Raw genomic sequence first — 20,074 nt, forward strand, 5'->3', positions numbered from 1 at the left:
TGGGACAAGGCCATCGGTGGTTCTCCTTCAGTGCGTGACTTGGTCGTTTCACACCGAAGATTCCGCCGATGGCCGCCTACTTCACGCCACCACGCCGGTCCTCAAACCCCACCACTCCACGGGACTCCTCCTGTCCGCGTGGGTGGGGCCGGGCCCCCATCGTCTAGCGGGCGGGTGGCCGAAGACCCCGCCCTTTCACGGCGGTAGCGCCGGTTCGAATCCGGTTGAGGGTACGGTCACGGGCCTGCTCGACGCTCGTGCGGGTCGAGGTGGCCCGCGGAATTGGGAGCCTCGGAGTCGGTGGGCTACAGTTCCCATCGCTTCGCCGGTGAGAGCCGGATGAGAGCAATGGCCCCGTAGCGCAGTTGGTTAGCGCGCCGCCCTGTCACGGCGGAGGCCGCGGGTTCGAGTCCCGTCGGGGTCGCCGTCCACAAGCCCAGGTCGCACAGACCTGGGCTTGTCTCGTTCCGGCACCATGCAGCCATGCCGTGGGAGATGGACGCCGCCCGATTCGACGCCCTGGTCGACGAGGCGCTCGACGCTATCCCCGACGAGTTGGCCGCGCTGGTGCACAACGTGGTGGTGTTGGTGGCCGACGAGCCCCCGCCCGAAGAGGCCGATGACCTGCTCGGACTCTACGAGGGCGTCGCACTCACCGAGCGGGGGCTCAACGAGGGCGGCGCGCTGCCCGACCGGATCTTCCTCTTCCGCAGGCCCTTGATGGACTACTGCGATTCACTCGAGCAGCTGGTCGAGGAGATCCGGGTGACCGTCGTGCACGAGATCGCCCACCACTTCGGCATCGACGACGACCGGCTGCACGCCCTCGGCTACGGGTGAGACCTCATGCCAGGTCAGCAGGCGCTGGCGTGGGGGTCGGTGACCGGCACCTGCCACGGGGCGGCGGGGTGGCCTGCGGCCTGCTGGGCGAACTGGTCGAGGTACCAGTCCTGGAACTCGCACAGCTGGTCGTCACGATGCAAGGTGAGCAGCTCTTCTTGGCGGCAGAAGTCGTCGGCCTTGTCGAGGAGGTCGGCGGCCTGCCGGGCGGCGAGTGCGCTGCCGCGCGAGACGACCACGGAGAGATCGAGGCCGCGACCGGCCGCCGAGAGACTGACGGCGTCGATGTAGCGAGACTCGGTGAGCGGCACCAGCAGCGGGAAGAGATCGGCGAGCGTGGCCGCGGCGGGGTAGGCGTTGCCGTAGGAGAAGCCCAGCAGCCGCACCTCGCGACGCAACTCGCGCACGTGGCGTTGAAGCCTCTCGACCAGGTAGCCGGGCGCGCCGAGCAGGTGCACCGTGACCGGGTCGTCGATGGTCTCCGCACGGGGGAGGTCGAGATCACTGACGACGCCGGCGACCCCTTCGTCCTCGGCGAACTGTGTTGCCGGGGAGAACCAGACGACCTTACCGTCCTCCTCGATGTCGGCTCCCCAGGCCTCGGAGCAGCGGGCGACCATGTCGAGTCCACGCCCGACGGTGGCCAGGGCGAAGGCCCCGGCCTCGAGCCCCTCGAGGTCCAGGTCGTCGAGAACGGTGTCGAGATCGACATTCCCGGGGCGGTGGTCGCCGGCGGAGGTGCCGCGGCTGTGCGGCATCACGGGACGCTCCGGGGAGGCGTCGCGGACCTCGATGCGGGGGTGCTCCCGCGTGCCGCGCACGGCCACCTGGATCGGGGCGGAACCGTGCAGCAGGGCGTTGGTGACGAGTTCGGAGACGCCGAGTTCGGCGGTCTCGGTGAGGTCGTCGCGTCCCATCTCGGCCACCGTGCCCACCACCCACCTGCGGGCGTCGGCGACGACCCGGGGGCCGGCGCCGAGCGCCAGCACGGGTCGGCTCAGTGACACGTCGTGACCCCCATGGTGCGGGTGTGGTGCGGAAGGTGAAGCAGGCCGGCAGTCGTCCGGCCTGACAACACACCAAACTTTGTCTACCCCTAGGTGTCGAGCAGCAAACGCCGCACTTGCGGACTTTTGCCCAATTCGTGACCTGCGCTCGGGGCCGGTCCAGACCAGGGTGTGAGCGAGTCGACGTCCGCTCGGGTTTGGCCCTCATGCCCCCGCTCGGGCGAGACTGGGGGCTTGGGAAGCGGGCGAATGCGGAGTGGCCGCGAGGGGCCGCCGCAGTGAGGAGCAAGTGATGTCCGAGGCAGGCCAGCAGGGAGCACCCCACCGAGTGGTCGTGATCGGCTCGGGCTTCGGTGGTCTCTTCGGCACCAAGGCCCTGCGGCGCTCCGACGTCGAAGTCACGATGATCGCCAAGACCACCCACCACCTCTTCCAGCCGCTGCTCTACCAGGTCGCGACCGGGATCCTCTCCGAGGGCGAGATCGCACCACCGACGCGGGAGGTGCTCAGCGGCCAGCGCAACGCGCGGGTGCTCCTCGGCGAGGTGACCCACATCGACCTCGAGCGGCGACTGGTCACCTCTCAGGTGCTCGGTCGCCACAACGTCACGCCCTACGACTCGCTCATCGTGGCGGCGGGCGCCGGGCAGAGCTACTTCGGCAACGACCAGTTCGCCGAGTTCGCGCCCGGCATGAAGAGTGTCGACGACGCGCTTGAGCTGCGCGGCCGCATCTTCGGCGCCTTCGAGCTCGCCGAACTGGGCGCCGCCCGCGGTGAGGACGTCGACCATCTGCTCACGTTCGTCGTCGTCGGCGCCGGTCCCACCGGGGTCGAGATGGCCGGCCAGATCGCGGAGCTGGCCCGTCGCACGCTGCGCCACGACTTCCGCGCCATCAACACCCGCACCGCTCGTGTCGTCCTCGTCGACGCGGCGGGTCAGGTGCTCCCGCCGTTCGGGGCGCGCTTGGGCGAGAAGACCAAGAAGGCGCTGGAGGGCCTCGGCGTCGAGGTGCGGCTCGGGGCGATGGTGACCGACCTCGACGAGCGCACCCTCACGATGAAGTACAAGGACGGCACCGTCGAGACCCTCGATTCGGTCACCAAGATCTGGGCCGCCGGCGTGCAGGGCAGCCCGCTGGGTCGCACGCTGGCCGAGCAGACCGGTGCGCCGCTGGACCGGGCCGGCCGCATCGGCGTCAACCCCGACCTCACGCTGCCCGGCTACCCCGAGGTGTTCGTCGTCGGCGACATGATCGCCCTCGACAACCTGCCCGGCGTGGCGCAGGTGGCGATCCAGGGTGCCAAGTACGCCGCCAAGGAGATCGACGGGCGGCTGCGCGACAAGCCGGCCCAGGCGCCGTTCCACTACTTCGACAAGGGCTCGATGGCCACCATCAGCCGGTTCCGGGCCGTCGCGATGGTCGGCAGGCTGCGCCTCACCGGCTTCGTTGCCTGGCTGATGTGGCTCGCGGTGCACCTCGTGTACATCACGGGGTTCAAGAACCGGGTCACCGCCGTGCTGCACTGGCTGGTCTCGTTCCTGGGCCGCGGCCGGTCGGAGCGCACCGCCACCGAGCAGCAGATCTTCGCCCGCGCCGCCCTCGAGCGGCTCGAAAGAGGTGCCTCCGACCTGGTCTCCGACCCGGGGGCCTACGCCGACAAGCGCGCTGCTGACGAGTCCGAGCGGCGCGCCGCCTTGGAGTCCCGCGCCCTCGAGGAGGCCCGGCTCACCGACGCCGGCGAGCGGGGCGTCAAGGTCGGGGACTGAGGTGTGGGCCGGGGCCGGTGGGCGAATTCACCGGACGTCCGGCGAATTCGCCCCTGGGACGGCGAAGTTTCACCGTCCCAGGGGGAGAAACGCCGTCCGACCTTCCGGGGAGGTGGGTCAGTCCGGTGGGGCGGGGGTGTCGGATCCGCGGGGTGTCCGGGGCTGAATGAAGAGTCCTTCGGCCTCGACGGTGACACCCTCGGGACCGATCAGATGGCCGCGGCACCAGGTTTTGCGGTCCTCGTGCCGGTCGACCCAGGCCTCGCCGCGTAGCGGGCCGAGCGGCGTGGGGGCGCGGTAGGTGAGCGTGAGCGTGGCGGTCATGCCGGCGCGCTGGGCGCACCCGGCGGACTCGCCGAGCAGTTGGTCGAGGAGTAGCGAGCAGATGCCGCCGTGCACGAGTCCGGGTGGTCCCTCGTAGGCGGCGCCGAGCTCGAAGTCCGCCCAGACCTCGCCCGTGGCGTCGGGGTGCCAGTGCACCCGCAGCGGCGGGGCGATGGCGTTGCGGACGCCGACCACCGAGTTGCCCCAGGCGCGGCTGCGGCGCGACGAGGTGTAGCGCACGCCGTACGCGCCGGGGATCTGCCGCTCGCGCAGGCGCGCCACGATCGCCTCAAGCTCGACCTGGACGCCGTGGATCTCTGCCTCGCCGACCTCGGTGCGGATGCCGGCGTCGACGAGGTCGCGCAGCACGTCGGTGAACGGGCCGTAGAGGTCGCGCTGGCGGTCCAGCTCCTCGTCGGAGATGTCCTCGGGGTGGAAGCCGTTCATCATCCGGCCGATGCTAGAGCACCACGGTAGAACACGTTCCAGTTCTGGCTGTGGCCGGTCAGAGATCCGGGTGGTAGTAGCGCAGCGCCTCGACGAATCGGCGTCCGTCGACCATGGAACCGTCGATGCGGAACGGTCCCTGGCCGCGGCGCTGCACCATGAGCGCCCACCCGTGGCGGCCCGGCCGGCCGAGCTGCTCGAAACGTGCCGTGGCGGCGTCGAACTCGTGGTGCTCGTTTCCTTGGTCGACGAGTAGTCGCGAGCCGCGCAGGCTGACCTGGGCCGGCGTCGACCCGGCGCGTACTGCCCAGACCACGGCCGTGGTGAAGGTCAGGACGGCGGCCAGCGTCAGGTCGAGCTGGCTGCGCGTGACGTAGGTGAGCCGGGCGTACCAGATCGTCGCCACGGCGCCGGCCAGCACCACGAGCCCGGCCAGGGTGCGCCCGCCCGTGCGCGGCTTGAACGTGATGTCGGGGGCTCCGGGGCCGGCGGGTCGCGCCGCGGCTGCCGCCTGCTCCCTGGCCGCGCGCGCCTGGGGCGAGTGGTAGCCGTGCCCAGCGACGTGGGTGTCCCGTTCGTCGGCGCTGCCTCGTTTGCCAGTGGGGTCATCGACCGGCCTCACGGTGGCCGAGGTTCCCACCGCGGTGGCGACCGTGGAGCTCAGCAGGCTCCACATCGGCCCGAGGCCGGTCCGCGCGCGGGTGGACAGCGCCGGCCGAGTGGTCGGGCTCTGTGGGGTGGCCGGGGCCGATCGCGCCGAGGGAGAAGGCGTGGAACCACCCGCGTGGTGGTCCAGCCAGCGCGCCATCAGCGCGTCGCCGTCCGAGGAGTCGGACTGGCGCCGGGGCTGCGCCGGGGCATGGCTCCGCCCGCGCACGTCGCGCCGGTTGGTGGAGTCCACGAGGTGATCATCGGCAGGTCGGCCCGAGATCTCAGCGAGTTGCCCGACCTTTAACCCGGATCTCGGCCCGGATCGGGCAGCTGGTCCAGGCTGTCGCGGACGGCGACCAGCACCTCCTCGACCGGTGCGCCGTGGCGCAGCACGACGACGGCGGACCCCGGCGTGGCGCCGTCCGGGCGAGCTGGGGGGATGGCGGTGTCGAGGGCGCGCTCGAGCTCGGCGTGGGCGCCGGCGGCGTCGATCGAGCCCCGCAGCCAGCGGCGCAGCACGTGGTTGTGAGCCGACGTGACGGCCACGCCGAGCAGTTCGGCGCGCAGGTCGTCGCCGTCCTGCTCGTTGGTCCAGCCGCGCAGCGCCTCGCGGAAGACCCGCTGGTAGCGCGCGGTGACGATGAGCTCGCGGTCACGCAGGGCGGGTACGGAGCGCAGCAGGCGGTAGCGGGTGCGGGCCAGCTCGCCCTCCGCGAGATAGTGCTCGAGCACGATGCGCGACCCGTCGCGCAGGGCGACGTCGACCGTTGCGCGGGTGGGGCGCCCGGAGCGCAGGCTCGCGAGTCGGGTGCGCACCTGGCCGAGCAGCTCGTCGTGGTCGGGGAGCACGACGTCGTCCTTGGTGGCGAAGGCACGGAAGAACGTGGTGCGGCCGACGCCGGCAGCGGTCGCGATGTCGCCGACCGTGGTCGCCTCGTAGCCGCGCTCCTCGAACAGAGCGAAGGCCGCCTCGCGCAAGCGCTCTCGGGGAGTGCTGTCGGGCATGCGGACCTCCACGCGTTTGGATGACACTGAATCCCGAGAGTACGGTACTCAGTACCAGCCACCGAGAGGATCGCCGTGACCGACATGCCGATGTACGCGCTCAGTGAGGAGCACCAGGCGATCCGCGAAGCCGTGCGTGATCTGTGCGAGGCGAAGGTGGCGCCGTACGCGGCCGAGGTCGACGAGGAGGCCCGCTACCCGCGCGAGGCCGCCGAGGCGCTGACCAGCGCCGACTTCCACGCCCCGCACGTGCCCGAGGAGTACGGCGGAGCCGGGGCGGACGCGCTGGCCACGGTGCTGGTGATCGAGGAGGTCGCTCGCGCGTGCGCGTCGTCGTCCCTCATTCCGGCGGTCAACAAGCTGGGGTCGCTGCCGGTCATGCTGAGCGGGTCGGAGGAGCTCAAGAAGCACTACCTCGGTGCGCTCGCGCGTGGCGAGGGCGGCTTCTCCTACTGCCTCTCCGAACCCGAGGCGGGCTCGGATGCGGTGTCGATGAAGACCAAAGCCGTGCGCGACGGCGAGGAGTGGGTGCTGAGTGGCACCAAGCGCTGGATCACCAACGCGGGCGAGTCGGAGTTCTACACCGTCATGGCCGTGACCGACCCCGACGCGCGGTCGAAGGGCATCTCGGCGTTCGTGGTGGAGAGGTCCGACGAGGGTGTCTCGTTCGGGGCGCCGGAGAAGAAGCTCGGCATCAAGGGGTCCCCGACGCGCGAGGTCTACCTCGACAACGTGCGCATCCCGGCTGATCGGATGATCGGCGAGGAGGGCTCCGGATTCGCCACCGCCATGAAGACCCTCGACCACACACGCGTGACGATCGCGGCACAGGCCGTCGGCATCGCTCAGGGCGCCCTCGACTACGCGCTCGGCTACGCCCAGGAGCGGCAGCAGTTCGGCAAGCCGATCAGCGACTTCCAAGGGCTCCAGTTCATGCTCGCCGACATGGGCATGAAGGTCGAGGCCGCCCGTCAGCTCACCTACGCCGCCGCCGGTCGCTCCGAGCGCGGCGACGCCGACCTCACCTTCTTCGGAGCCGCCGCCAAGGCGTTCGCCTCCGACACCGCCATGGCCGTCACCGTCGACGCGGTGCAGATCCTCGGGGGGTACGGCTTCACTCGCGACTACCCCGTGGAGCGGATGATGCGCGACGCCAAGATCACCCAGATCTACGAGGGCACCAACCAGGTGCAGCGGATCGTCATGGCACGCCAACTGCTGGCCGGGGTGCAGAGCCAGCTCTGAGGCAGAGCGGTCAGTCGGGTTCGGGTGGCCGGGTGATCGGGGGGTTGAGGGTGGACGCCGGCCCGCGGCGGAAGAGCGCGGCCGGACGACCGCCGTCCCTCGTGGTGGTGGTGCCGACCGGGTCGAGGAACCCGCGCGCACCGGTGACCTTGCGGTGGAAGTTGCGGGCGTCGAGCCGCACTCCCCAGACGGCGTCGTAGACCCGGCGGAGCTCGCCGACGGTGAACTCCTCCTCGCAGAAGGCCGCCGCCAGTGCGGAGTACTCGAGCTTGGCGCGGGCTCGCTCGACCCCGTCGCGCAGGATCCGGGCGTGGTCGAAGGCGAGGGGCTCGGCGGTGGAGCCGTCGTCGGTGACGGGGAGCCAGGCGACCTCGGCGGCATCGCCGCCGGCGCGCATCGCCTCCGGCGGCGCATCGTCTGCGGGGACGAGGGCTAGGTGGGCCACGCTGACCACGCGCCCGCGCGGGTCGCGCGCCGGGTCTGAGTAGCTGGCCAGCTGCTCGAGGTGCACGCGCGACCCGAGCCCGGTTTCCTCGGCCAGCTCGCGCTCGGCGGCTCGCTGCGCGCTCTCGCCCTCGCGGACGAACCCGCCCGGCAGCGCCCAGCGGCCGATGAACGGCGCCTCGGCGCGCCGGACGGCGAGCACGTGCAGCGAGCCGTCGACGAGGGTGAGCACGACGAGGTCGGCGGCCAGGGCCACGGGCACGACGGCATCCGGGAGGCCAGGCATGGTGTCAGGCTAACGCTAATCGTCAAGTTGACGAAAGGGGCGGGTTGGAGGATAGTTATCGTCATAACGACGACAAAGGAGTCCTCGCATGGCTGACATCAAGCGCTACCCGTTCGTGCGGCACCTGCGCGCCGACGAGACCACCCACGTGCGACTGGTGCGCAACGGCACCGTGCTGCGCGCCACCACGGGTGGCAGCTTCTGGTTCCGTCCGCTGAGCAGCGCCCTCTCGGAGCTCCCGGTCGACGATCAGGAGGTGCCGCTGGTGGTGCACGGCCGCACCAGCGACTTCCAGGATCTCGCCGCCCAGCTCACCGTCACCTTCCGCTTCAGCGAGCCGGCCCTGGCTGCCGGCCGCATCGACTTCGGCATCGACCCGGTGAGCGGTCGCTGGCGTGGTGCGCCGATGGCTCAGGTGCAGACCCTGCTCTCGGAGGCCGCCCAGCAGCACGTGATCGAGGCCGTCGCCGGGCTCGAGCTGGTCGCCGCGCTCACCGCCGGCGTGCCCGTCGTGCGAGAGGCGGTGCGTGAGGGCCTGGTCGGCGACGCCCGGCTGGTGGGCACCGGGCTCGAGGTGGTCGACGTACGCGTCGTCGCCCTGACGCCCGAGCCGGATGTCGAGAAGGCGCTGCGGACCACCACCCGCGAGCAGCTCCAGCAGGAGGCCGACCGTGCCACCTACGAGCGCCGCGCGGTGGCGGTCGAACGCGAGCGCGCCATCGCCGAGAACGAGCTGGCCAACCAGATCGAGCTCGCCCGGCGCGAGGAGCAGCTGGTCGCCCAGCGCGGTGCCAACGAGCGGCGCCGGGCGCAGGAGGCGGCCGCGGCCGACGAGGTCGCCGTCCGGGCCGAGGTGGCGCGTACTCGAGAGACACAGCGGGCCGCGGCCGAGGGCATCGCCGCCACCGGCGTGGCCCGGGCCGAGGCCGAGAGCGCCCGGGTGGCCGCCTACCGCGACGCCGAACCCGGCGTTTTGATGGCGCTCGCGCTCCAGGAGTTGGCCGGGCAGTTGCCCGAGGTGGGCACCCTGGTGCTCAGTCCGGACGTCGTGACGACGGCGCTAGCCCGCCTGGGCGCGAGCACCGAGGTGAGGAGCCAGCGATGACGCTCGCACCGCGGGTCGTCGTGGTGCACCGGACCACCGAGCGCGACGGCCTGCTCGCCACCCACGGTTCGGCCGGCCAGGCCGCGTTCTTCCTGCGCACGCGCGGGCGCGACCTGGTCGAGGTCGAGGCGCGAGACGCCGCGCAGCGCTCGGCCTTGGCGGTGGTCGAGGCGGCCATCCCGCGGGGTTGGCGGCAGGGGCGGGTCGAGCGGGCCGACCTGCCGCGTTTCCGGTTCGCGCCCGAGGACGTCGTGGTCGTGGTGGGTCAAGACGGTCTGGTGGCCAACGTGGCGCGCTACCTCGACGGCAACCCGGTGATCGGAGTCGACCCCGACCCCGGGCGCAACGCCGGCGTGCTCGTGCGGCACGCTCCGGCCGAGGTCGAGGAGCTGTTGCCCGCTGTGGTGGCCGGTCGGGCACCGGTCGAGCGGCGGGCGATGGTGCGCGCCGAGGCCGACGACGGCCAGCGGCTCGACGCCCTCAACGAGATCTACCTCGGGCACGAGACCCACCAGACCGCGCGATGGACCCTCGTCGAGCCCGACGGTGCGCGCGAGCGGCAGGCCAGCTCGGGCCTGCTCGTCACCACCGGCACCGGCGCCACGGGGTGGTGCCGATCGGTCTCGCGCGAGCGCGGCGACACCATGCCACTGCCGGCCGCGACCCAGCGCGGCCTGGCCTGGTTCGTGCGCGAGGCCTGGCCCTCGCCCGTCACCGGCGTCGAGCACACCGCCGGCATGCTCGGCCCGGGCGCCGGGCTGGAGGAGGGCATCGCCGTGGTGGTGGAGTCCGACCGGCTGGTGGCCTTCGGCGACGGCATCGAGTCCGATCGGCTCACCCTCACCTGGGGCCAGCGCGTGCGGGTGAGCGAGTCCCCGCGCGTCCTGCTCCTGGTGTGAGGGCCCGTTCACGCGTCGCAGCGTGCGCCGTACCGCCCCTGGGCGTACCAGGTGGCCACCGAGCCGCCGGGTCCGGCCAGGTCGAGCGCGGCGCTCACCTGCACGCAGTCGCTCCACGGCGCTGCGGCGCTGGCCAGAGGGCTGTCCCGCTCGGGGCCGTCGGCGCTCAGGGTCGCCGGGAAGCGCTCGGGGCTGAACTCGACGTCGATCCGATCGTCGTCGGGCTCGGCCGCCGGCCTGCCGGTCTCATGCCGCACCCGGATCAACCCGCCTCGCACCCGCCAGCCCTCCAGGTCGACCGCGTAGGCCACGGCCGCACAGACGCCGTCCGCGGTGATCAGGACGCCGACCCAGGCCCGGTTGTCGTCGACCCCGACGGTCGGGTACTCGGTGGAGGCCGGGTCGTCGGGGGTGATCTCGTCGGTCCCGCCGTTGACGAAGCGGGTGGTCGTGAAGGCCGGACCAGTCTCGATGCGGCTCGGGGATCCTGATCCGGAGGTCTCCGCGCAGGCGTGGCGCAGCGCCTCGTCGGGGTCGGTGGCCTCCCCGCTGCATGCGGTCGTGCCCAGCAGGACGGCGCCCACGAGGCCTGCGCACGTGCGGGCGGTGCGGACGGTACGGGCGGGCCTCATCGGAGCAGTACACACCGCGAGGGAACTCGCGGCGACCGAGCGGGGCGTCAGCCGCAGCAGTGCGCCGGCCCGCCGTCGAAAGCGGGCCGGGGGAGGAGGAAGCTTCATCGGTCATGGTCGATGGGGATACATCGACGCATGTCGATGAAGAAGCTAGGCTGGGTGTTATGGCGTCCCTCGACATCGAGCTCGCGACCACCTACGCGGATTGGTTCGGCACCCTGGCCGACCCCACGCGGGTGCGGCTGCTGCACGCCGTCGCCACGGCGCCGGCCCCGGTGAAGGTGGGCGATCTCGCGGCCGCGCTGGGCATCAGTCAGGCCACCTGCTCCCATCACGTACGCCGGCTAGCAGAGACCGGGTACGTCGCGGTCGAGAAGGTCGGCACCGCCAGCCTGGTCTCGGTCAACCAGGCCTGCTGCGCGGGGCTGCCGCACGCGGCCGACGTCGTGATGGGCACGCTCGCCACCGCGCCGTGCTGCCCGGGCGACCTGCCTGCCGACGTCACCACCCGGGCGATGACGGAGGCCGACCTGCCACGCGTGCGGGAGATCTACGCCGAGGGCATCGCGACGCGCAACGCGACCTTCGAGACCGACGTGCCGAGCGTGGCGAAGCTGCGCGACAAATGGCTGCCCGAGCATCGCTGGGTGGCCGAGCGCGCGAACGACGTCCTGGGGTGGACGGGCGTCTCGCCCACCTCGACCCGCGCCTGCTACGCCGGGGTAGGGGAGACGTCGGTGTACGTCGCGGAGTCGGCTCGCGGTGCGGGCGTCGGGCGGGCGCTGCTGCACCGACAGGTCACCGAGGCCGACGCCGGCGGTCTGTGGACCCTGCAGACCGCGATCTTCCCCGAGAACCGGGCCAGCCTCGCGCTCCATCGCTCGGCCGGGTACGTCACGCTCGGCGTCCGCTCACGCATCGCACAGTTGGACGGCGTGTGGCGCGACACCGTCATGCTCGAACGCCGGCGCGCCGTCGACTGAGCGTGCCGTCCATGGGAGGTGGGGTGCGCGACCGAGGGCTCGAACGGCGTCAGCCGGTACCGGTGACCAGCAACTCGACCTCGCCGACTGGCGGGGTGTGGCGCGTGCTGGTGTTGCGGATCTGGCCCGGGATCGTGACCGCGCGACCGTCGGACAGGGTGAGACTCGCGGTGTCGGTGCTCCGCCACGGGGTGGTGCGGCCGTCGGCGCCGCCTTCGGGGCCACAGACGAAGCCACGAAGCCACGAAGCGGTGCCGGGTGCAGGGCTGGGGAGTCGTCGCCACCTCACGCGGAGAGCCCGGCCGTGGCCAGGGTGGCGGTCAACAGACCCGCGGCAGGGCGGGTACGGGTGCGGGTGGAACCTCCGCGACGTCAGCGCGGCATCGCCTGCGCGGCGATGAAGGCGGGTCGTGCATGCCCGATGACCTCACGCCGAACGTGGAGGGGCGCCTCTTAGACGTAGCGCTCGAGGATCGTGGACTCGGCCAGGCGCGAGAGGCCCTCGCGCACGGACCGCGCACGCAGCTCGCCGACGCCGTCGACGGTCTGGAGGTCGTGGGCGCTGGCGGTGAGCAGCTTCTGGAGCGTGCCGAAGTGCTCGACGAGCCGGGTGATGACCGTGCTGGGCAAGCGCGGCACCTTCGCCAGCAGCCGGTACCCGCGCGGAGCGACGCTGCCGTCGAGCACCTCGCCCCGGCCCAGCCCCAGTACGGCGGCGACCGCGGCGGGGTCGACCAGCTCGGCAGGGGAGAGAGCGGCCAGCTCGGCGAGCGGGCCACTGGGGTCGGCGTCCTCGGGGAGGTAGTCGCGCACGATCAGCTGCCGCTCGGCGTCGACGCCGGTGACGAGCTCCTCGAGCTGGAGCGAGAGCAGCCGGCCGTCGGTGCCGAGCTCGAGCACGTAGTCCTCGACCTCGCGGGCGATACGGGTGACCATCTCGAGCCGCTGGGCGACCACGGCGACGTCGCGCACCGTCACGAGATCCTCGATCTCGAGTGCGGAGAGGGTGCTGGCGACTTCGTCGAGGCGCATCTTGTAGCGCTCGAGGGTGGCCAGCGCCTGGTTGGCGCGGGAGAGGATCTGGCCGGAGTCCTCGAGCACGTGGCGCAGGCCGCCCACGTAGGCGGCGATGATCTGCATCGACTGCGACACCGAGATCACCGGGAAGCCGGTCTGGCGGGCGACACGGTCGGCGGTGCGGTGCCGGGTGCCGGTCTCGGAACTGGGCAGGGAGTGGTCGGGCATGAGGTGCACGGCCGCGCGCACGATGCGGGTGAGGTCGGCGTCGACGACGATCGCGCCGTCCATCTTCGCCAGCTCGCGCAGGCCGGTCGGCGTGAACGGCACGTCGAGCTCGAAGCCACCCGTGCAGATGTCGTCGACGACCTCGTCGTGCCCGATGACGATCAGCGCGCCGGTACGCCCGCGCAGGATGCGCTCCAAGCCGTCGCGCAGACCGGTGCCGGGCGCGATCTCGGCCAGGACGGCACGCAGCCGTTGCGACTCGGTGGGGCGGTCGGACACGGGTTCCTCCAAGGGGAGTGGGCGCGGCGGCCGCGCCCTGGCGGGAGTCTACGGGCGGCCGGACGCTGCGTGCTCAACCGTTCTTGGTGAACCCCAGCGCGTGCAGGGCCGACATGACCGTGGGCGCCTCGATCACCTCCAGGCCGTCGACCGTGCGGCGGCCGGGGCGGCGGCCGGGCTCGCACGGCACGACGGCGCGCTCGAAGCCCAGCCGGGCGGCCTCGGCGATGCGCTGGGGCAGCTCGCGCACGCGGCGAAGCTCGCCGGCCAGGCCGATCTCGCCGATCGCGACCGTGGCCGCGGGCGGCGCCTGCGTGACGTAGGACGACACCAGCGCCGCGGCCAGCGCGAGATCGCTGGCCGGCTCGTGCAGCCGAGCGCCGCCGACCGTGGAGACGAAGACGTCTTGGCGGGGCAGTTGTAGCCCGCAGTGCTTCTCCAGCACCGCGAGCACCATCGCCACCCGCGAGGTGTCGAGCCCGGCCACGGCCCGGCGCGGCTTGTCGAGCGTGGCCTGGCTGACCAGGGCCTGCACCTCGGCCAGCAGTGGGCGACGCCCCTCGAGGGTGACCGCCACGCAGGTGCCCGGCACCGTGCCGTGGTGCTGCTCGACGAAGAGCCCGGTGGGGTCGGTGACGCCGAGGATGCCGGCGTTGCCCAGCTCGAAGCAGCCGACCTCGTCGACCGGGCCGAAGCGGTTCTTGTGGGCGCGCACCATGCGGAAGCGACTGTTGCGATCGCCCTCGAAGTGCAGCACGACGTCGACCAGGTGCTCGAGCACGCGCGGGCCGGCGATGGAGCCGTCCTTCGTGACGTGACCGACGATGACCGTGGTGATGTTGCGGGTCTTCGCGACCCGGATGAGCGCGGCCGCGACCTCCTTGACCTGGGTGACCCCGCCGGGCACGCCCTCGATGCCGGCGGCGCCGATGGTCTGGATCGAGTCGACCACCAGCAGGGTCGGCCGGGTCTGCTCGATGTGGGTGAGCACCGCACCCAGGTCGGTCTCGGCGGCCAGGTAGAGCTCGTCGTGCACTCCCTGGGTGCGGTCGGCGCGCAGCCGCACCTGCGAGGCGGACTCCTCGCCGGTCACGTAGAGAACCCGCTGCGGGGTGCGAGCCGTGGACGCCGCCACCTCGAGCAACAGCGTGCTCTTGCCGACCCCCGGCTCGCCGGCGAGCAGGATCGCCGCCCCGGGCACCAGGCCACCGCCCAGCACCCGGTCGAGCTCGCCCACCCCGCTGGAGCGGAAGGCGGCGTCCTCGACCGCCACCTGACCGATCGGCACCGCCCGGCTGGTGACCGGCGTCGCCTCGGCTCGCAGCGCCGGCTTCGCCGCCTCCGCCACCGACCCCCACGCCTGGCACTCGCCGCACCGACCGACCCACTTGCCCGTCTCCCACCCGCATTCGGAGCACCGGTAGACCGGGCGGGGTGTCTTCGATGCGGTGCGGGTGGCCATGGATCGAACCTAGGTCACGGTGCCGACACCGCAGCCGGGCCGTGGTCCCGGGGGCGGTCGTGGTGGTGGCCGTTTGGTACCAAACGAGGGTAAAACGGCCGGTCGGAGTGCAGTTCTCGACCAAACGTGGGGGTGTGAGGTGCGGGAGAGGTCGTATCCTCGACCCGTCGGTTGGAACGATCCAGCCATGTTCGTCCGGACGGCGGGAGGTGGGCACGTGGAGTCCGAGCCGGCCCGTCGTCGTCCGTCGTCGCCCGCGCCTTCGCAGGTTCCGCGCCACGTCTCCGAGCCGGGCGGGGTGCCGTCCGGCAGCCCGCCGACCCTGGCCGACGTGGCCGAGCGGGCGGGGGTGTCGCGGCAGACGGTGTCGAACGCGGTGAACTCTCCCGACCTGCTGCGCCCCGACACCCTCGCCCGCGTGCAGCAGGCGATCGCCGACCTGGGCTACCTGCCCAACCGCGCGGCCCGCAACCTGCGCACCCGCGCCTCCCACCTGATCGGGCTGCGCATCGCGGCGGCGCAGGAGGGCACGGCCAACGCGACCATGGACCGTTTCGTGCACTCCCTGGTCGATGCCTCCCGTGAGGCCGGGTACCACGTTCTGCTCTTCTCGGGCGACGCGAGCGATCCGCTCGCCGGCTACGACGACCTACTGCGCTCCACCGCGGTCGACGCGTTCGTAGTGACCGACACCTACCTCGGCAACCCGCAGGCGCGGTGGCTCGACGATCGGCGGGCGCCCTTCGTGGCTTTCGGGCGCCCCTGGGACGACGGAGCGGCCGGCCATGCCTGGGTCGACGTCGACGGCGCCGCCGGCTGCGAGCTCGCCACGGCGCACCTGCTCGACAAGGGGCACACCCGGGTCGCCTGGATCGGTTGGCACAAGGACTCCCGCATCGGCGAGGACCGGCGCTCCGGGTGGCACCGCGCCATGCACGACCGCGACCTCTCGACCACCGGGCTCGCCTCTCGCGTCGAGGACACCGTCACCTCCGGTCGCAGCGCCAGCGCCGTCCTGCTCGACGAGGCGGCGCCCACGGCGTTCGTCTGCGCCTCCGACACCCTGGCCATGGGGGTCTTGCACACCTTGGGCGAGCGGGGCCTGCGGGCAGGCGACGACGTCGCGGTCGTCGGCTTCGACGACTCGCTCACAGCACAGGTGGTGCGTCCGGGGCTCTCGTCGGTGCGCCAGCCTCTGGAGCAGGTGGCGGTCGAGGTCGTGCGGGCGCTGGAGCAGGTCGTGGGTCGTCCGCGCACCCGGCATCGTGGCGTGCTGCTCTCACCGACCCTCGAGGTGCGTGACTCCTCGGGGCCGGTGCGCGACACCGCTCAGTAGCGGCGCCACCACACGTCGACGGCGTAGGCGACCTCCGGCACCGGACTGCTGCGCCGGTGCTCCGCGATCACCCGGTGCGCCACGTGCCCCGGCAGCTCGATGCGGACGACGCTCGCCAGGTCGTCGAAGGAGTCGAACGCCCAGCGGGTCATCACCGGGGAGCGATCGAACCCCTGCGCGGCCCAGAAGTCGGCCACCGTCGCGGGCGAGTGGTGATCGGGGAACCCCTCACGAAACCACGGCCCGAAGGTGCCGCGGGTGGGGTCGTTGTCGATCACGAACGCGACGCCGCCCGGCCGCACGACGCGTTCGAGCTCGGCCAACCCCGGTTCGCAGCCGGGGCCGAAGAAGTAGGCCCAGCGAGCGTGCACGACGTCGACACTGTCGGTGGGCAGCGGTAGACGTTGGGCGAGCCCCTGGTGCACCTCGACGTGCTCCAGGCGGCGGGTTCGCCGCCGCGCCAGGGCCACCAGCTCGGGGTGCGGCTCGACGCCGACGACGTGTGCCGCCGTCCGGGAGAAGTAGGGGAGGTGGAAGCCGGTACCGCAGCCGAGGTCGAGCACGGCGGCGCCCTGCCAGTCGCGGACGCCGCGCATCGTCGTCCACACGAGACCGTCGGGGTCGAAGGCGCGGTTCTCGAGCTCGTAGGTCTCGGTGTGGTGCCAGATGTTGGGGCTCGGGCGAGCGCCCGCGAGAGGGCCGGGGCGAGCCTGGCTCAGAGCCGCACCAGTCCGGTGGGCGTCTGCACCTGCACCGCGATGATGCCGGGCGTGCCGTGCGGGGCGACCCACTCGACCTTGATGTCCTCGAGCGGCGCCTCGACGGTCTCGCCGAGCCACTCGCTCACACGCTGGGGGTCGCCTGCGATCTCGAGCCGGTCGAGGAAGAACCGGTCGTCGGCGCCGACACTGGGGTGCAGGTCGGGCTCGGACTCCCAGTGGATGAAGAACGGCAGCTGCGGGTCGGCGATGAGTCCGTTGACACCGATCTGCTTCCAGCGCAGCTCGACGCCGTCGGGGCGGTAGCGGCTGCCCTGCGCCGCACCGCGACCCAGTCGGGCCTCGGCCTTGCTGATGTCGCCGACCTCGACCGCCCAGCCCAGCCATCCGCCACCGAGGGCGGAGCGGGCACGGACCGCCTGACCGAACGGCGCCTTGTCGGAGGCCGGGTGATCGAGCACCTCGACGACCTCGAGGAAGGTGCGGTCGGCCAGCGGCAGCACCATGTTGCGGGTGCCGAACCGCGGGTGCACCCCGCCGTCTTCGAAGTCACGCCCGAGCGCCTGGCCCAACCGGAGAGCCGTGCTCTCCAACCCGTCGGGGCCGGCCGCGTAGGAGAGGTGGTCCAAGCGCATGCCACTCATTGTCAGCCTTTGCCTTTCGCCCCGGCACACCGGGGGGCATCGGGTGGGGTGGGTGGGGTCGGTGGGGCGCGGCGGTGGGTGCGGCTCCTGCCGGGGACCGGCCCCGACGTGCGGTGCATCCGACCCCGCGCCGCGGCACCACCCGGACGCCGGGAGCCCGGCGGGTGGGTCAGTGCGGGTCGGCGGGGTGCAGGGCGAGAGCGGAGCGGCTGCGCACGTGGGCGTCACAGTGCCGCACGAGCTCGCGGTAGCCGGCCTCGCCGATCAGCGCGGTGAGCTCGTCGGCATGGGTGAGATAGACCGGCTCGGGGGCGACGTGCGCCTCGGGGTTGCCCGAGCAGTACCAGTCGAAGTCGTGTCCGCCGGGGCCCCAGCCGCGGCGTTCGTACTCGCTGATGCTGACCTCGGTGTACTCCGTGCCGTCGGGGCGCTCGACGTCGCGGAAGGTGCGGCGCAGCGGGAGCTGCCAGCAGACGTCGGGCTTGGTCTCGACGAACGAGCGACCCTCGGCGAGCGCGAGGGCGTGCAGGGCACAGCCGGCGCCGTCCGCGAAGTCGCCGGGCTTGAAGCCGGGGCGGTTCTGGAAGATGCACGCCTGCTGGCCGTCGACCTCGATCACCAGCGTCTTGCGCTCACCCTCGTCGTCGGTCTCGACCCAGTCGTCGCGCCGGAGGCGTCCGGCGGGTCGGTGCTGCCAGAGATCCGGAGTGAGCCTCTTGACCTCGCGCGCGACGCGCTTCTCGTCTTCGTCGTCGGCGAAGTGGGCGCCCAAGGTGCAGCAGCCCACATCGGGGGAGTGTGCGTAGATGCCCGCGCAGCCGGAGCCGAAGATGCAGGTGTAGGACGACGTCAGCCAGGTCAGGTCGCAGCGCAACACCTCGGTGTCGTCGTCGGGGTTGACGAACTCCACCCAGGCCCGCGGGAAGTCGAGGGGCACTTCGGGCACGGCGCAACCCTACGGTCGCGTACGTTGGGACTCATGCGCCTGGGCGTCCTCGACATCGGTTCCAACACCGGGCACCTGCTGGTGGTCGACGCCCACGGTGGCGCGGCTCCGCTGCCGGCACACTCGCACAAGGAGCCGCTGCGGTTGGCCGAGCACCTGGTCGACGTCGACGACGAGGACGCCGACGGTGCCCAAGACGTCAGCGACGACGGCATCGCAGCCCTCACCGAGTTCGTCGCCGACGCGGTGCACGCGGCCGAGGACAAGGGCTGCGAGGACATGCTCGCCTTCGCCACCTCCGCGGTGCGGGACGCGGCGAACTCCCAAGCCGTGCTCGACCATGTCGAGGGGCGCACCGGCGTGCGCATCTCGGTGCTCACCGGCGAGGACGAAGCGCGCCTGACCTTCCTCGCCGTCCGTCGCTGGTTCGGCTGGTCGGCCGGACGGCTGGCGGTGTTCGACATCGGCGGCGGGTCGCTGGAGATCGCGGGCGGTGCCGACGAGCTGCCGGACGTCGCGTGGTCGCTGCCGCTGGGTGCCGCGAGGCTGGCGCGCGACCACTTCGGCAACAAGAAGCCGGCGTCGGGAGACCTCAAGGAGCTGCGCAAGCAGATCCGGGCCGCCATCGCCCGCGACGCGGGCCACCTGCTGCGCGCGGGCGCCCCCGACCACGCCGCGGCGACCTCGAAGACCTTCCGGTCGCTCGCGCGCATCTGCGGCGCGGCGCCGTCGTCGGAAGGCCCGCTCGTACCGCGGGTGCTGCCACTCGACGATCTGCGCGAGTGGATCCCCAAGCTCGCCGACATGGCCGCCGACGAGCTCGGCGACCTGCCCGGCGTCTCGACCAGCCGCACCCACCAGATCGTGCCCGGCGCGCTCGTCGCCGAGGCCTGTATGGACATCTTCGACCTGCCCGCGCTCGAGATCTGCCCCTGGGCGCTGCGCGAGGGACTCATCCTCGAGCGGCTCGACCAGCTCCGCGCGCTCGCCGAGTGAGCGTGCGCACCCCCCGCGTCGGACTCTCCACCAGCTCGGTCTACCCCGAGTCGACGGCACACGCCTTCAAGTGGGCCGCCCTGCTCGGCTACGACACCGTCGAGGTGATGGTCGGCATCGACGCGCTGAGTCAGGACAAGTCGGCCGTGCGCAAGCTCGCGGAGCACTACGGCGTGCCGATCGGGTCGGTGCACGCACCCTGCCTGCTCTTCACCCAGCGGGTGTGGGGGACCGAGCCCTGGGGCAAGCTCGTGCGCTCGGCCGAGATGGCGCACGAGGTGGGCGCCGACACCGTGGTGGTGCACCCACCGTTCCGCTGGCAGAAGGAGTACGCCGCGGGGTTCGTCGACGGCATCGCCGCGATCGAGCAGTCCTCGGGGCTCGCGTTCGCGGTGGAGAACATGTACCCGTGGCGGGCCGGTCCGAGCCGCGGCGTCGAGATGTACCTGCCCGGGCGCGACCCCTCCGAGGAGCCGTACGCGCACACCACCATCGACCTCTCCCACGCCGCGATCGCGGGTCAAGACGTCGTGGAGATGGCGCAGCGCCTCGGCCCGCGGCTGCGGCACGTGCACCTCACCGACGGCACCGGCTCGGCCAAGGACGAGCACCTCGTGCCCGGTCGGGGCGTCATGAACGCCGCCGACTTCTGCCGCCACCTGGCGTCGTCCGGGTTCACCGGAGACGTGGTGCTGGAGATCAACACCCGGCGCTGCGGCACCTCGGCCGAGCGTCAGGTCGACCTGGAGGAGTCGCTTGCCTTCGCCCGCGAGCACCTCGCCGTCGAGACCCATCCGTAGGGTGATCG

21 protein-coding genes and 2 tRNA genes are annotated in these 20,074 nt (G+C 72.2%); 11 read left to right on the forward strand and 12 right to left on the reverse strand.

The features are described from left to right. The first annotated feature begins 152 nt into the window (after window positions 1–152). The 3 genes from ISG29_RS19305 (at window position 153) to ISG29_RS19315 (ending at window position 840) form a co-directional block, all read left to right on the forward strand. Window positions 153–233: transfer RNA gene (locus ISG29_RS19305), tRNA-Glu, on the forward strand. A gap of 117 nt (window positions 234–350) precedes the next feature. Further along, window positions 351–424 (forward strand) — tRNA-Asp (locus ISG29_RS19310). 59 nt (window positions 425–483) lie between these two features. Beyond that, window positions 484–840 carry a metallopeptidase family protein gene (locus ISG29_RS19315; protein WP_194505093.1) on the forward strand — a complete coding sequence of 119 codons (357 nt, stop codon included), beginning with the start codon at window positions 484–486 and terminating at the stop codon, window positions 838–840. 14 nt (window positions 841–854) lie between these two features. Here ISG29_RS19315 and ISG29_RS19320 read toward each other — a convergent pair whose 3' ends face one another. Beyond that, window positions 855–1,847, reverse strand: coding sequence for an ATP-binding protein (locus tag ISG29_RS19320; RefSeq protein WP_194505094.1), 993 nt, complete (start codon window positions 1,845–1,847; stop codon window positions 855–857). Between the two features lie 292 nt (window positions 1,848–2,139). Between ISG29_RS19320 and ISG29_RS19325 the strand changes: the two genes are divergently transcribed. Continuing rightward, window positions 2,140–3,615 (forward strand): NAD(P)/FAD-dependent oxidoreductase, encoded by a 1,476-nt coding sequence (locus ISG29_RS19325; protein WP_194505095.1) that lies wholly within the window; start codon window positions 2,140–2,142, stop codon window positions 3,613–3,615. Between the two features lie 117 nt (window positions 3,616–3,732). Here the strand turns inward: ISG29_RS19325 and ISG29_RS19330 are convergent, their stop codons facing one another. The 3 genes from ISG29_RS19330 to ISG29_RS19340 are packed head-to-tail and all read right to left on the reverse strand — an operon-like array spanning window position 3,733 to window position 6,042. After that, on the reverse strand, window positions 3,733–4,389 hold the full coding sequence (locus ISG29_RS19330; protein ID WP_194505096.1) for a PaaI family thioesterase: 657 nt from the start codon (window positions 4,387–4,389) through the stop codon (window positions 3,733–3,735). Window positions 4,390–4,444: 55 nt separating this feature from the next. Beyond that, window positions 4,445–5,287 carry a hypothetical protein gene (locus ISG29_RS19335; RefSeq protein WP_194505097.1) on the reverse strand — a complete coding sequence of 281 codons (843 nt, stop codon included), beginning with the start codon at window positions 5,285–5,287 and terminating at the stop codon, window positions 4,445–4,447. Between the two features lie 50 nt (window positions 5,288–5,337). Continuing rightward, window positions 5,338–6,042, reverse strand: a complete 705-nt coding sequence (locus ISG29_RS19340) for a TetR/AcrR family transcriptional regulator (RefSeq protein WP_194505098.1) — start codon at window positions 6,040–6,042, stop codon at window positions 5,338–5,340. An 84-nt stretch (window positions 6,043–6,126) separates the two neighbouring features. Between ISG29_RS19340 and ISG29_RS19345 the strand changes: the two genes are divergently transcribed. Further along, the gene (locus tag ISG29_RS19345) at window positions 6,127–7,287 is read left to right on the forward strand and encodes an acyl-CoA dehydrogenase family protein (protein ID WP_194505165.1); all 1,161 of its coding nucleotides are present in this window, start codon (window positions 6,127–6,129) and stop codon (window positions 7,285–7,287) included. Window positions 7,288–7,297: 10 nt separating this feature from the next. Here ISG29_RS19345 and ISG29_RS19350 read toward each other — a convergent pair whose 3' ends face one another. Beyond that, window positions 7,298–8,017 carry an NUDIX hydrolase gene (locus tag ISG29_RS19350; RefSeq protein ID WP_194505099.1) on the reverse strand — a complete coding sequence of 240 codons (720 nt, stop codon included), beginning with the start codon at window positions 8,015–8,017 and terminating at the stop codon, window positions 7,298–7,300. Between the two features lie 88 nt (window positions 8,018–8,105). Here ISG29_RS19350 and ISG29_RS19355 point away from each other — a divergent pair, with 88 nt between their 5' ends. Beyond that, the gene (locus ISG29_RS19355; protein ID WP_194505100.1) at window positions 8,106–9,122 is read left to right on the forward strand and encodes an SPFH domain-containing protein; all 1,017 of its coding nucleotides are present in this window, start codon (window positions 8,106–8,108) and stop codon (window positions 9,120–9,122) included. Next, window positions 9,119–10,021, forward strand: a complete 903-nt coding sequence (locus ISG29_RS19360; RefSeq protein ID WP_194505101.1) for an NAD(+)/NADH kinase — start codon at window positions 9,119–9,121, stop codon at window positions 10,019–10,021. The genes ISG29_RS19355 and ISG29_RS19360 overlap by 4 nt, the downstream gene beginning before the upstream one ends. A gap of 8 nt (window positions 10,022–10,029) precedes the next feature. Here ISG29_RS19360 and ISG29_RS19365 read toward each other — a convergent pair whose 3' ends face one another. Then, window positions 10,030–10,653, reverse strand: coding sequence for a hypothetical protein (locus tag ISG29_RS19365; RefSeq protein ID WP_194505102.1), 624 nt, complete (start codon window positions 10,651–10,653; stop codon window positions 10,030–10,032). A gap of 167 nt (window positions 10,654–10,820) precedes the next feature. On the opposite strand from ISG29_RS19365, the gene ISG29_RS19370 reads away from it, so the two are divergent. Continuing rightward, a complete protein-coding gene (locus ISG29_RS19370; protein ID WP_194505103.1) occupies window positions 10,821–11,639 on the forward strand; it encodes a helix-turn-helix domain-containing GNAT family N-acetyltransferase in 819 nt (272 codons plus the stop codon). Window positions 11,640–11,688: 49 nt separating this feature from the next. On the opposite strand, the gene ISG29_RS19375 is transcribed toward ISG29_RS19370, so the two are convergent. The 3 genes from ISG29_RS19375 to radA form a co-directional block, all read right to left on the reverse strand. After that, entirely contained in the window at window positions 11,689–11,928 is a 240-nt protein-coding gene (locus ISG29_RS19375) for a hypothetical protein (RefSeq protein ID WP_194505104.1), read from the reverse strand. 164 nt (window positions 11,929–12,092) lie between these two features. Beyond that, window positions 12,093–13,163, reverse strand: coding sequence for a DNA integrity scanning diadenylate cyclase DisA (disA, locus tag ISG29_RS19380; protein ID WP_328829906.1), 1,071 nt, complete (start codon window positions 13,161–13,163; stop codon window positions 12,093–12,095). 73 nt (window positions 13,164–13,236) lie between these two features. Further along, window positions 13,237–14,625: a DNA repair protein RadA gene (radA, locus tag ISG29_RS19385; protein ID WP_194505105.1), complete on the reverse strand. Its 1,389-nt coding sequence runs from the start codon at window positions 14,623–14,625 to the stop codon at window positions 13,237–13,239. Window positions 14,626–14,812: 187 nt separating this feature from the next. Between radA and ISG29_RS19390 the strand changes: the two genes are divergently transcribed. Beyond that, entirely contained in the window at window positions 14,813–15,961 is a 1,149-nt protein-coding gene (locus ISG29_RS19390) for a LacI family DNA-binding transcriptional regulator (RefSeq protein ID WP_194505106.1), read from the forward strand. Here the strand turns inward: ISG29_RS19390 and ISG29_RS19395 are convergent. The 3 genes from ISG29_RS19395 to ISG29_RS19405 form a co-directional block, all read right to left on the reverse strand. Then, window positions 15,955–16,752 carry a class I SAM-dependent methyltransferase gene (locus ISG29_RS19395; protein WP_328829909.1) on the reverse strand — a complete coding sequence of 266 codons (798 nt, stop codon included), beginning with the start codon at window positions 16,750–16,752 and terminating at the stop codon, window positions 15,955–15,957. The genes ISG29_RS19390 and ISG29_RS19395 overlap by 7 nt on opposite strands. Continuing rightward, the gene (locus ISG29_RS19400) at window positions 16,677–17,315 is read right to left on the reverse strand and encodes a VOC family protein (protein ID WP_194505107.1); all 639 of its coding nucleotides are present in this window, start codon (window positions 17,313–17,315) and stop codon (window positions 16,677–16,679) included. Before ISG29_RS19400 ends, ISG29_RS19395 begins: the two co-directional genes overlap by 76 nt. Window positions 17,316–17,493: 178 nt before the next feature. Beyond that, a complete protein-coding gene (locus ISG29_RS19405; RefSeq protein ID WP_194505108.1) occupies window positions 17,494–18,270 on the reverse strand; it encodes a hypothetical protein in 777 nt (258 codons plus the stop codon). A 33-nt stretch (window positions 18,271–18,303) separates the two neighbouring features. Here ISG29_RS19405 and ISG29_RS19410 point away from each other — a divergent pair, with 33 nt between their 5' ends. Continuing rightward, window positions 18,304–19,266 carry a Ppx/GppA phosphatase family protein gene (locus tag ISG29_RS19410; RefSeq protein ID WP_194505109.1) on the forward strand — a complete coding sequence of 321 codons (963 nt, stop codon included), beginning with the start codon at window positions 18,304–18,306 and terminating at the stop codon, window positions 19,264–19,266. After that, window positions 19,263–20,066, forward strand: coding sequence for a sugar phosphate isomerase/epimerase family protein (locus ISG29_RS19415; protein WP_194505110.1), 804 nt, complete (start codon window positions 19,263–19,265; stop codon window positions 20,064–20,066). The genes ISG29_RS19410 and ISG29_RS19415 overlap by 4 nt, the downstream gene beginning before the upstream one ends. Window positions 20,067–20,074: the final 8 nt, after the last annotated feature.

The organism is Nocardioides acrostichi, from assembly GCF_015319165.1.
Lineage (GTDB): Bacteria > Actinomycetota > Actinomycetes > Propionibacteriales > Nocardioidaceae > Nocardioides > Nocardioides acrostichi.